This is a genomic window from Celeribacter sp. ULVN23_4, from assembly GCF_054788345.1.
The window spans coordinates 1-12,159 of the sequence record NZ_JBTVYO010000017.1 but is presented as its reverse complement, the minus strand read 5'-3'; the positions used below and the strand labels follow the sequence as shown (position 1 = coordinate 12,159).

At 57.8% G+C, this 12,159-nt stretch carries 10 protein-coding genes; 3 read left to right on the top strand and 7 right to left on the bottom strand.

The window, feature by feature from the left end; genetic code table 11:
• Nucleotides 1–4 precede the first annotated feature (4 nt).
• From ACYBHZ_RS19180 to ACYBHZ_RS19150, 7 genes are all read right to left on the bottom strand, one after another.
• The gene (locus ACYBHZ_RS19180; protein WP_460275927.1) at nucleotides 5–919 is read right to left on the bottom strand and encodes a dihydrodipicolinate synthase family protein; all 915 of its coding nucleotides are present in this window, start codon (nucleotides 917–919) and stop codon (nucleotides 5–7) included.
• A gap of 2 nt (nucleotides 920–921) precedes the next feature.
• Complete coding sequence (locus ACYBHZ_RS19175; protein ID WP_460275926.1) at nucleotides 922–2,097, bottom strand: L-rhamnonate dehydratase; 1,176 nt, start codon at nucleotides 2,095–2,097, stop codon at nucleotides 922–924.
• Nucleotides 2,097–3,143: a 4-hydroxy-2-oxovalerate aldolase gene (gene dmpG, locus ACYBHZ_RS19170; protein WP_460275925.1), complete on the bottom strand. Its 1,047-nt coding sequence runs from the start codon at nucleotides 3,141–3,143 to the stop codon at nucleotides 2,097–2,099. Before dmpG ends, ACYBHZ_RS19175 begins: the two co-directional genes overlap by 1 nt.
• Before the next feature lie 10 nt (nucleotides 3,144–3,153).
• Nucleotides 3,154–4,068 (bottom strand): acetaldehyde dehydrogenase (acetylating), encoded by a 915-nt coding sequence (locus tag ACYBHZ_RS19165; protein WP_460275924.1) that lies wholly within the window; start codon nucleotides 4,066–4,068, stop codon nucleotides 3,154–3,156.
• A 15-nt stretch (nucleotides 4,069–4,083) separates the two neighbouring features.
• Complete coding sequence (locus tag ACYBHZ_RS19160; protein WP_460275923.1) at nucleotides 4,084–5,367, bottom strand: TRAP transporter large permease; 1,284 nt, start codon at nucleotides 5,365–5,367, stop codon at nucleotides 4,084–4,086.
• Complete coding sequence (locus ACYBHZ_RS19155) at nucleotides 5,364–5,855, bottom strand: TRAP transporter small permease (RefSeq protein ID WP_460275922.1); 492 nt, start codon at nucleotides 5,853–5,855, stop codon at nucleotides 5,364–5,366. Before ACYBHZ_RS19155 ends, ACYBHZ_RS19160 begins: the two co-directional genes overlap by 4 nt.
• A 109-nt stretch (nucleotides 5,856–5,964) precedes the next feature.
• The gene (locus ACYBHZ_RS19150; protein WP_460275921.1) at nucleotides 5,965–6,978 is read right to left on the bottom strand and encodes a TRAP transporter substrate-binding protein; all 1,014 of its coding nucleotides are present in this window, start codon (nucleotides 6,976–6,978) and stop codon (nucleotides 5,965–5,967) included.
• An 873-nt stretch (nucleotides 6,979–7,851) separates the two neighbouring features.
• Between ACYBHZ_RS19150 and ACYBHZ_RS19145 the strand changes: the two genes are divergently transcribed.
• From ACYBHZ_RS19145 to ACYBHZ_RS19135, 3 genes are all read left to right on the top strand, one after another.
• The gene (locus ACYBHZ_RS19145) at nucleotides 7,852–8,355 is read left to right on the top strand and encodes an RNA polymerase sigma factor (protein WP_460275920.1); all 504 of its coding nucleotides are present in this window, start codon (nucleotides 7,852–7,854) and stop codon (nucleotides 8,353–8,355) included.
• A gap of 2 nt (nucleotides 8,356–8,357) precedes the next feature.
• On the top strand, nucleotides 8,358–9,314 hold the full coding sequence (locus ACYBHZ_RS19140; protein WP_460275919.1) for a FecR family protein: 957 nt from the start codon (nucleotides 8,358–8,360) through the stop codon (nucleotides 9,312–9,314).
• Between the two features lie 175 nt (nucleotides 9,315–9,489).
• Nucleotides 9,490–12,039 (top strand): TonB-dependent receptor, encoded by a 2,550-nt coding sequence (locus ACYBHZ_RS19135; protein WP_460275918.1) that lies wholly within the window; start codon nucleotides 9,490–9,492, stop codon nucleotides 12,037–12,039.
• Nucleotides 12,040–12,159 lie beyond the last annotated feature (120 nt).

Here is a 12,159-nt window from a genome sequence, read left to right as displayed (position 1 = left end):
GGGGTCAATGCCCCCAGCGCATCGCAATCGGGTCCAGAGGACGCAAAAGCCCCAGAAGCTCATCGCGGGTCTCCGGTGCAAGCGGCGCAATCGGATGACGGCAAAATTCCGAAGCAAAAACCTTGCCTTCCACCATCGCAGCCTTGGCGGCGCGGAAGCCGCATTGACGGTTTTCGTGCTGCACCGCAGGCAAAATACGGGTGTAGCCCGACACCGCCCTGTCGCGATCACCTTCACGATGCGCCAAGACAACATCGCGAATATGTTCGGTGACCATCGCAGAGCACATGGTGCCAACAGCACCGGCATCAAGATCGGCCAACATGGTCACGCCTTCTTCGCCGTCCATCGGGCTGACGATGGCGTCGCCGCCCTCTGCGATCAGCGCCCGCAATTTTGCCGCGGCCCCCGTGCATTCGATCTTGAAATGTTGCACCATCTCGATCTCGCGGGCCATCTTGAGCAAGAGAGACACCGGAAGCTCCACGCCTGACAACGGTGCATCCTGCACCACGATTGGAATGCCGACCTCGCCCACCTTGCTGAACTGCCCGAAGGTCTGCTCCGGCGTGCCACGCATCAATGCACCATGATAAGGTGCCATGATCATGACGCTGGCCGCGCCACAATCCTTGGCGAGCTGCGCACGGTTCACGACGATGGGCGTGGCATAATGCGAGACGGTGACCATCACCGGGATACGCCCCGCCACATGTTCGAGTGACAACCTTGTCAGGGTTTCACGCTCCTCGTCCGAGATCAGAAACTGTTCGGAAAAGTTGGCAAGGATACAGACCCCATCCGCGCCCTGGTCGATGATGCAATCCAAAACGCGTTTCATGCCGTCCAGATCAAGCGTGCCGTCGTCTTTGAAGGGGGTGGGAGCGACCGGCCATGCGCCGGTTTTTTGAACGGTCATTGTTATTCCTCAATCTCGAAATTGTGCAGATGTTTGTCGCTGATGGAAATCCCGAGGCCGGGCAGATTGTCGTCCAGTTGCAGGAACCCATCGACCGCATCTGGGTCGCCCTCGAAAATGTAGTAGAACAGCTCGTTACCGACCTCGACGTCGAAGACCGGGAAGTATTCCGAGATCATGCAATTGGTGTTGGCCATGGTCAGATGATAGTTGTGCATCTGACCGGCATGCGGGATCACCGGGGTCTGGAAGGCTTCGGCAATGGCATTGATCTTTTGCGCGGCGGTAATACCCCCCACGCGGTTGGTATCGTATTGCAGGACGGAAACCGCCTTTTTCTCGATCAGGTCTTTGCAGCCGATGACCGAGAACTCATGCTCACCGCCGGAGATCGGCACGATGTTCATGGCATTGAGTTCCGCATATCCCGCGACATCATCCGCAATCACGGGTTCTTCGAGCCAGCGAGGTTCGAACCTGGCCAGCTTGGGCAGCATGCGCTTGGTGTAGTCAAGGTTCCAGCCCATATAGCATTCGAGCATCAGGTCGACGTCATAGCCGATGACCTCGCGCACCGCTTCCACCCGTTTGAGGTTTTCGCGCATGCCCGCCATGCCATCCTTGGGCCCCCAGCCAAAGCGCATCTTATAGCCGGTATAGTTGTTCTTCTTGGCCTCTTCCGCCTCGGCCTGCATCGTTTCGATCGGCCCGGAGTAAAGCTTGGAATAATAGACCGGGATTTTCTCCTTGGTCCGACCGCCCAGCAATTTGAACACCGGCTTTCCGGACAGCTTACCCATCAGATCCCAGATCGCGATATCGATGGCAGAGATCGCGGTCATGCCGATGCCCTTACGGCCCCAGGCATGGCTCCGGCGATACATCTTTTCCCAGATATAGGCATAGTCGAACGGGTCTTCGCCCAGGACCAGCGGCGCGAACCATTCGTCAATCGCAGCTTTGACGACACGCGGGGCGAGGGCCGCGTTGCCGATGCCGATAGTGCCGTCCTCGGTCTCGATTTCCACAGTCAGCCATTGGTGAAACCGGAAACTGCCCATGGCATCGCCACCGCGATGGATCACGTCAGAGGCGTTGGTGCAAAAATTTCCAGAAGGCGGTACGGTCGGCCCGGTCCAGTTCCAGACACGGGTGCGGACGGATTTGATTTTGGTCATTACGCTATCTTCTCTTTGCGTGCGGCGCCCGATGCGGCGGCCATTGTCAGAGCGAGGTCTTCGATCATGTCTTCCTGTCCGCCGACCATGCCGCGTCGGCCCAGTTCCAGCAGAAGGTCACGGGCAGGCACGCCGTAGCGTTTTTCAGCCCGCTCCGCGAAGAGCAGGAAAGAGCTGTAAACACCGGCATAGCCGAGGATGAGAGAGCTACGGTCCACGCGAACCGGGCGTTGCATCATCGGCAAGATCAGGTCTTCGGCGGCATCCATCAGAGTGAACAGATCCGTGCCCGTATCGGCACCCATCCGCTCGAACACGGCGGCCAGAACCTCTGTCGCGGCATTGCCTGCACCGGCACCGAGCCCGGCAAAAGCGCCGTCGATCCGGTTCGCCCCGGCCTCGACTGCTGCCACGGAATTGGCAATGCCCATGCCCATGTTGTTATGGCCGTGAAATCCCAGCTCCGTCTCCGGGCGCAGAGCCTCGCGAAGCACAGTGATCCGCGCGGTCACATCGGCGGGCAGCATGTAGCCTGCGGAATCCGTGCAATAGACACAGCCCGCCCCATAGCTTTCCATCTTCAGCGCTTCTTCGACCAGCGTTTCGGGACTCGCGCGGTGCGACATCATCAGAAAGCCCACGGTATCCAGCCCGGCTTTGCGCGCCGCGCCGATATGCTGTTCGGACGTGTCGGCCTCGGTACAATGGGTGGCGACGCGGACGCCGGAAATACCGGCCTCAATCGCCTCTTTCAGGTTGTCCACCGTGCCAATGCCGGGGATCAGAAGCGCGGAGATGCGTATCTGGCTGACCGCGTCGCGCACCGCAGCGATATAACAGGCATCGGTTTCTGCGCCGAACCCATAGTTGACCGATCCGCCACCAAGCCCGTCGCCATGGGTGACTTCGATCCATGGCAGACCGCCTCGATCCGCCGCTTTGGCGATGGCGACCATCTGGTCCTTGCTGATCTGGTGGCGCATCGGGTGCATCCCGTCGCGCAGGCTCATTTCGTGCAGGGTGATTTTGCGATTTTCGAGTGACATTTGGCTCTCCTCAGGCGGCCCGCTCAGGCAGGGTCATCGCCCCGGAATTGACTTCGATGGCAAAGGTTTCAGCGGTACGCAGCGCCGCCGAGGTCATGATGTCGAGATTGCCGGCATATTTCGGCAGGTAATCCCCCAGCCCCTCGACCTCGACATAAATCGATACGCGATTGCCGTCGAAAACCGGCCCGTTGACGAGTTTGTATCCCGGCACATAGCCCTGAACCTGTTTCACCATGGCGGTGACAGAGGCGCGGATCGCGTCTTCGTCCGGCGTGTCTGTGGTCAGGCAGTGGATCGTGTCGCGCATCAAAAGAGGCGGTTCGGCGGGATTAACGATGATGATCGCCTTGCCCTTGTCAGCGCCTCCGACCTTTTCAATGGCTCTGGCGGTGGTCTGGGTAAATTCGTCGATGTTTTTGCGGGTGCCCGGTCCAATGGATTTGGAGGACACCGCCGCGACGATTTCGGCATAGCTGACGTGTTGAACCTGAGAAACTGCCGCAACCATCGGAATGGTCGCCTGACCGCCACAGGTCACCATGTTCACATTCATTTCCAGCTTGCGCGTGTGCTCTGCCATATTGACCGGCGGAATGCAGTAGGGACCGATGGCCGCCGGTGTCAGATCGACCATCAACACGCCAAGCGCATTGAGTTTGCGAGAATTTTCCGCGTGCACATAGGCCGAGGTCGCATCGAACGCGATCCGAATGTCATCTTCACGCACATGCGCCAGCAGCCCGTCCACACCTTCTGCGGTGGTCTTGAGCCCCATATCGCGTGCCCGCGCCAAACCGTCGGAGGCCGGGTCGATCCCCACCATCCAGACCGGCTCGATCCATTCAGATCGTTGCAGTTTCATCAGCAGGTCGGTTCCGATATTGCCGGGACCGATCACTGCGGCTTTCAGTTTTTGTGTCATATCAGACCTCCAAAATTACATACCCAAAAGCGTAGGCAGCCAAAGGGACAAGCCCGGCACATAGGTGATGATCAACAGTAGGATCAGCAGCAGAACCAGTGGCCGCATGGCCCCGCGGATCACATCGGTCAGCGAAATCCGAGCCACACGCGAAGCGACAAAGAGGTTCACGCCGACGGGCGGTGTCACCATGCCAATTGCGAGGTTCACGATCATGATGATGCCGAAATGTTCCGGACTGATGCCAAGCGCTGTGACGAGCGGCAACAGGATCGGCGTCATGATGATGATCGCTGCCAGTGTCTCCATGAATGTGCCGATGATCAGCAGAAGAATGTTCAGAAGCGCCAAGAGGACGAGCGGGTTCGACACCATTTCCGTAACCAGCTCGGCCAGCATGACGGGAATGCGTTCGATCGCCAAAACCCTGCCAAATATGGTCGCAGTTCCAACGATCAGCATCACCGTGGATGTGGTCAGCGCCGCGCTGGCGAAGATCATGTAAAGTGTGCGCAGCTTCAATTCTCGGTAGATGAAAAGTCCAACGATCAACCCATAGGCCACCCCAACGGCGGCCGCTTCGGTCGGTGTGAAAATCCCGCCATAAATCCCACCAAGGATGATGACCGGCACCAGAAGCGCCCATTTGGCATCCCACAGGATCGCCAACGCCTCGCGCCCGGTGACGCGCTCGTTCTGCGGTTGCTGCCCATCCCGACGGGATTGCCACCAGGCGAACAAGATCAGGCCCAGACCGATCAAAAGGCCGGGGATGATGCCGGCCATGAACATCTTGGTCACCGACACATTCGCAGAGGTCGCGTAGATCACCATGGGAATGCTCGGGGGAATGATCACGCCAAGACTGCCGGCAGAGGCCACGAGACCTGCCGAAAAGGAAGGCCGATAGCCTTCTCGTGCCATAGCCGGAAAAAGGATCGCACCGATCGCAGCCACGGTTGCAGGACCGGAGCCAGAGATCGCAGCGAAGAACACGCAGGTCGCCACCGCAATGATCGCCAAGCCGCCACTATAGCGACCGAAAAAGATTTTGCCGGTGTTCAACAGCCGTTGCGACAGCCCACCTTGTCCCATCAACTCGCCCGACAGGATGAAGAAGGGCACCGCCATCAGGGGAAAACTGTCGATTGCGGTGACCAGTCCCTGCGGAATGAAATTCGTGCCGACCTTGCCTGAAATGAGCAGAGCTGCGGTCGAGGCCAGTCCGAGCGAGATCGCGATCGGCGTGCCAACGATCAGAAACAGGACGAAGAGCCCGAAAAGCGTAAAGGAAATCACGACGCACCTCCGGCCTCGCCGCCCGTACGCAGCGTTTTGATCTCGGTCCAGAGGTTCTGGGTTAGACGGACCAGAACGAGGGAAAAGCCGACCACGGGCGCCATGTAGACCCATGCCATCGGGATCCCCAGAGATGACGACTTTTGGCCAAACCGGAGCAACTTTTGCACCAGAAACCACCCCTCCCAGACGACCAGCATGGCAAACATGCCAACCAGACAGGTCACAAGCATGCGAAACCAGGGGTGCAGGCGCTCGGGGAAAAGTTCAATCGCGGCTGTCACGTTGACATGGGCGCTGTGCTTCACGCCGAAGGCCACGCCCAGATAGGTCATCCACACAAAACAGTAGCGGGCGGCTTCGTCCGACCAGGCGAGCGATGCAGAAAAGACGTATCGCATGATCACCTGTGTCACGATCAGTACGCTCATCAGCGCGAGAAGAAAGACGATCAACGCCTCTTCCAAATGGTCATCAAGAAATTTCATGGGGCATCCGTGTCATAAAACGCATTCGTCCGGGCCTAGCGCCGCGCAGGCAAATACGTCGTCTGGAGAAGGGCATGCCCGCCGGCCAAAGACCGGCAGGCATGGGGGATTACTCGCCTTTTGCGGTGGCCACGACCTTTTGAACCAGCTCGTCACCGACTTTTTCCGCAACCAGATCGTACACCGGCCCCATCTGATCCGAGAACGCGGCAAGCTCTTCGTCTGTCAGATCCGTCACGGTCACCTCGGGCATGGCCGCCACCGCTTTGGCATCGGCCTCAATCGCCAAGGCACGCTGATCGGCCGTTGTCTCCGCCACGGCCTGCATGAAGATCTCACGGTCTTCCTCGGACATCATCGCCAAGGTGTCCGGGCTCATCAGAAGAACCCATGCGCCGTAGAGGTGATTGGTCCGGGAGATGTAGCTCTGAACTTCGTTGAACTTCATGTCATAGAACAGGTTGATCGGGCTTTCCATCGCATCGAACGTCCCCTGTTGAAGGGCCGTGAACAGCTCGGAGAAGGACAGCGGCGAGGGGTTCGCGCCCAGCTCCCGCCATGTGGCGATGTGCACCTCGTTTTCCATGGTGCGCATTTTCATGCCAGCCAGATCTGCCGGCGTGTGGATTTCCTGTTTGTCATTGGCGAGCTGACGGAAACCGTTCTCCCAGTAAGCAAGTCCGACAAGGCCCACGCGTTGCAGCCCGTCGAGCAGATCCTTCCCAACCTCCCCATCAAGCACGCGGAACACGGCGTCACGATCCTTGAATACAAACGGCAGGTCCAGAACAAAGAAGTTTTGATCGAAGCTCGCAACAGGCGCCGTGGAAACATATGCCATGTCGAGATTACCAAGTTGGATCGACTCGATCTGTTCGCGCTCACCGCCGAGCTGACTGTTCGGGAAAATCTGAATGCCGATACGGCCATCCGTGCGCTCCATCAGACGCTCATTCAACAATTCAAGAGCCGCATGTCCAGTGCTGGTCAAAGCCGAGGAATGCCCCGCGCGCAAAAGCATCTCAGGCTCCGCCAATGCCGCAGAGGCAAAGCAGCTCGTCCCAGCCAGCAGCGCAGCCGCCATCGTTCCGCGCAACGCCGCGGTGAGTTTATTGAGTGTCATGTCGATCCTCCCAGATCTGGTCTCTCCCCTGTGCCATCAGATGCGGGGAGATGAATTCCATGGAGCAGCCTCCTGCTGGTCCATCTGCGCGGGAAGGTAAAAATGTTCTCAAATATTGTCAAATACTATATTTTGTTTTCACATGTTGAGAAGTTTATCGATTTCAGAAGCGTCCGACATAGGAAATAACGGCTTTACGAATGCACCGCCGCTCAGTGGGTGCGCCACATTCGTTACATCCCGATGTGGCGCGGCCTACGCTCGTATTAGGCTTGAACCAATGGCGCATGAGACTCGCCTCGCCGTCATCATGGACTGGTTTAGCCACAAGCTGCTGGCCTGCCGGCACTCTAACCACGGGGCCTTGCCCGCCATTGCCCGCCATTGCCCGAGGACAATAGTTGAGTAGAAGTGGAATGTTGCGTCGAGGCCCAGAAGGAAGCCCTTGCCGGATATGGTCCGGCAAGTACCGGTGTCTCATGGACCAACATGCGAACCGAAGCTGGCATGCGCATCTTGACGGATGGCCGGAAAATTGAACGCCCGAACCGCAACCAAGATCTACCTTAGATCAAACTGCAAACTGATCCAAAGACGAGGACACCTCTGCTCTATCCGCTATTCATGGCCCAAACCGTGTCGTCCACAGCTTGCCGTTTTTATCTACTGGCGTAACAAACGATACAATTCGGCTGGAAGGCAGCTTATCCCATTGTTCCCATGACGATAGGTGCACAGGAATTGACATGGGCCCGAAACCACTGCATTGAGTCCGCAAGCGGGGCTGTCAGCGAAAAAGGAAACACCTCAGCCATTAGGCCACTTCGCAGAGTATCGGATTCTTAGATCTGATAAAAAACGGGGGGCATGGACATGGCATGGGATTTTCAAAAGCTTTTCCAACGTCACGCAGGCGGCATCGCTCGGTCGCTGCAAAGACGTGGCCTGGATGCCGAGGTGGCTTGCGACCTGACTCAAGAGGCATTCGTCAGGGCAATTGCCGCGCAACCGGAGAGTGACGCGCCTGATCACTTGACCCAAGCTTACCTCTATAAGGTGGCGCGAAACCTCGGGATCAATTACGCGAAACGTCAGGCTCTTTTCAGCCCTGTGTCCCTTGACGCCCCCGAAGCACAAAGAGTGCTGGCTCGCGAACCCGATACGGAAACCATTGTTGCAAGCCGTGAACAGCTGCGCATTGTCAGAGCCGTGCTGACCGAAATGCCCGAACGACAGCGCCGCGCCTTTTTGCTGCACAGAATCGAAAACCGCCCGATGGCCCGGATTGCAGAAGAGCTTGGACTTTCGACGACGCGTATCTGGGAACTGGTGCACGATGCCTATCTGCAAATCGTTCTGCGCACCGGAGGTCTATAAATATGGTCACAGACGCCGAGGAACTTTCGAAACTGGATGCGCAGACGTCTCGCTTGCTCAGCGAAGCGATTGATCTGATGATCCGGCGACAGGATGCGCCGGACAATCCGGTCACTCTTCAAACCATCGCGAACTGGCGCGCGCGCAGCGACGCGCATGACCGGATCTGGCAACGGGTTGCCGAGGCGCATGGCCTGAGTGGCGTCGCGCTGGGGCAATCTGACAAGTCTCGCATAATGTCGCGCCGCAATGTGATACTCGGTGGCGTCACAGCCCTTGGTGCCGGGGCCCTCAGCTCCTGGGCCGTGCCGGAAATGCGACTGCGCATGGGCGCCGATCATCTCACAACCACGGCCGAACTTTTGCCGATAGATATGCCTGACGGCTCAGCCATGATCTTGGGGCCGGATAGTGCGATTGCCGTATCCTCTACCCGTGACATGCGTGAAATCCGCCTGTTGCGGGGGATGGGGTGGTTCGAGATCACCAAGGACGTAGATCGGCCTTTTTACCTCGATATGGGCGATGGAAACTTTGCGCGCATGGCCGGGGCGACTTTTGAAATCTCGCGGGATGCCGGGATGCTCAATCTGGCGGTTGCGCAAAATTCAGTCGAACTCACCGGCGGCTCAGGCCATGTGGTTGAGGCGGGTCATTGGGTACGCGTTGATCAGCGTAGCAGCCTCTTCGAAGAGGGCGAACGCGATCCATCTTTTGCCGGAGCTTGGAAAAATGGCGTGATTGTTGCCGAAGCCGAGCCGATGGAGGCGCTTGTCGCACGGATTTCCCGCTGGATTCCGGGGCGGGTGATTGTTGCCGCCCCCTCCATCGCTCAGGCGCGGATCAGCGGTGTGTTCGATGTCTCCGATCCCTTCCGAGCCTTGGAGGCCGCCGTGCGTCCGACAGATGCGCAGGTGCGCCGCGTCCCGGGCCTTCTGACGGTTATTTCCTCCGCTTGAGTTTTTTCGAAAATCTACCGAAAAAAACTGCGCCCGATTGTAGTACTATTAGGGTCGGCAATACTCACGACGCTCCACGGAGCAAAGGCACGGCGCACCCTCCAGTCCAATCAGACCGAAGGAGAGGCCTACCGTGGTCGAAAAGTCCATTTATTCAACATCGGACACAAACCTAATGCGCCCGATGCGTGCGCTTGGGACGCTCTTGCTGTCCACATTCATTCTGGGCGGGGGCGTTATCGTCCCCAGCCAACCGGCGCGAGCACAGGAAAGCACCCAAAATGTTGCCTTTTCCGTGCCTGCCGGGCCACTTAATCAGGCTCTGATGATCTGGGGGCGTCAGGCCGGTATCCAGATTTCCTATCTGGATGCTGTGACGAAAGGCAAGAAATCACCGGGTATCTCCGCCAACCTGCCTCCCGAACAGGCCTTGGCACGGCTGCTTTCTGGCTCGGGACTGGCATACAGCTTCACGGGTGCGCGCAGCGTGTTGATTTCAGGAAACCCTGTCGCTGCGGATTTACCCGACGATACATTGTTGCTGGATACAATCACCGTGTCAGGGGGAACCGGCTATTATTCCACCAACAGCAATTATGAGGAACCCGCCTCCATCGTCTACAAGGACGCGCAAGAAATTGAGCGTTTTCGTGGCACATCGGTGGGGGATTTCCTCAAGGGCGAAGCCGGTGTCCTCAATGGCGACAACCGCAACAGCGGTGCTTTGGATGTCAACGTGCGCGGGATGCAGGGACAAGGCCGCGTGCCCGTTGTCATTGATGGCAGCTTTCAGGAAACCACCGTCTATCGCGGCTATTCCGGCATTGCGGGGCGTACCTATCTCGACCCCGACCTGATCGGTTCGATGTCCATCGAGAAAGGCCCAAGTTCCGGCGCGGATGCCAATGGCGCAACCGGCGGCGTGATGCGTGTCTCCACGTTGAAGCCCGACGACATCATCAAAGACGGCGAAACACAGGGCGTGCGGCTCAAGTTCGGCGTGACAGGCAACACCACAGACGTCCCGGACACCTTTACGGTCGGTGCCGGACAAGGCGACGACGAACGCTACGACCGCCCCGGCGCGCTTGAATTCGGCGACTCGTGGAACGGCAGCGTCGCGGTGGCGCAGAAATTCGGTGATTTCGAGCTTCTCGCCGCCTATGCGCGGCGCAAGACCGGCAACTATTTCGCAGGCGGGGATGGCGATGATCCTGCGGATGACAGCCTGAATCAGTTTGTCCCCGGTGAAGAGGTGCTGAACACGTCACAGGACAACACCTCCCACCTGCTGCGCGGCATTTACAAATGGGGCAACGGGCATTCGATTGATGCAAGCTATATGCATTATGAAAGCGATTTCGGCGAGTTGATGCCCTCGCAGATCATTCGGTTCGGCATGGGCTGGCAGTCGCCTTTGAGCCATGTCGATGCCAAAACGGGTACACTGCGCTATGGCTGGAACCCGGATGACAACGATCTGATCGATCTAAAGGCCGACCTCTATTACACATCGAATATCACCTCGATCAACACAGCCTACGGTTTTGTCGCTGGCTATCCCGGTGTTTACTTCAGCTATGCCAGCGAAGCGGAGCAATTCGGCCTTAATGTCTCGAACACTTCGCGTTTGGACATGTTCGGGCGTGCGCTGACGCTGAACTATGGTATCTCCGGCAAGAAAGAATACATCCGCCCGCCATCGGATATCGAAAGCTATATTCCTGACGATTACCCCTATGTGGAGTTTGACGGCGAAATCCGCGATGGCTGGCGTCAGGAAGTGAGCGCCTTTGTTTCGGCCAACTATGAGCTGTCGAACAAACTGACCTTTGATGGCAGCCTGCGCTATTCCGAAATGAAGAGTTACGACAACAATACGCGCACGATCTATGTCGACGATGGCAATGACGGGCAAACCCGGACAGAGGTTCATACGGAATACGATGGCGGAGGCCTCGCGCCGATTGTCTCACTGACCTATGAGGCGATCCCCGGACTGCAAGTCTATGGCAAATATGCCGAAGCCTATCGCGCACCAAGCCTGTTTGAAAGCACAGTGGGCTGGTCGGCGAGCCCGGATCCCACCTTGGATCTCAAACCGGAACACGCGCAGAATAAAGAGATCGGCGTTAACTATATGACGGATCAGTTCGGCGCACAAATCCGGGCCAAACTGGCCTATTTCGACAATGACATCGACAATTACCTCACCCGTGATGACAGTTGGAACTTCGTCAATCTGGAGTCCGCGCGGATGAAAGGCTGGGAACTGTCCCTCGGGTTCGATACCGGGCGTTTCTACGGCGATTTCTCTGGTTCGAAGTACATCAGCACCGAATTCTGTGATCTTGAGGGGGCCTGTTCTTCGGGCGGCTCCGGCAATGGCTATGCGCAACAACACGTGCCGCCAGAGACTTCGGCATCCCTGACATTGGGCGGGCGTTTTCTGGACGAAACGCTCGAACTGGGCGGGCGTGTGACCTATGTCGGCAAACGTGCGTCGTCCGATTTTAGCGGACCACGCGGCGGGACGACCCGGGCTGTGGACTGGGATCCCTACACCACGGTCGATCTGTTCGGCAGCTATGAAATCAACGACACGCTGACCTTTGACTTCGCAGTCGATAACGTGACCGACCAATATTACATGGATGCGCTGACCATCGGCCTGATGCCATCTCCCGGACGCACGGTCCGTCTTGGTCTGACAGCAACATTCTAATCCCGATAGGGCGCGCCTTTTGGTGCGCCCTTTTCCATTTTCGCAAGGTGAGAGATGAACACACGCACTTCTATCCCCGATCCGCTTTCCGCGCGTCTTCGCGCTGAGACCAACACGACC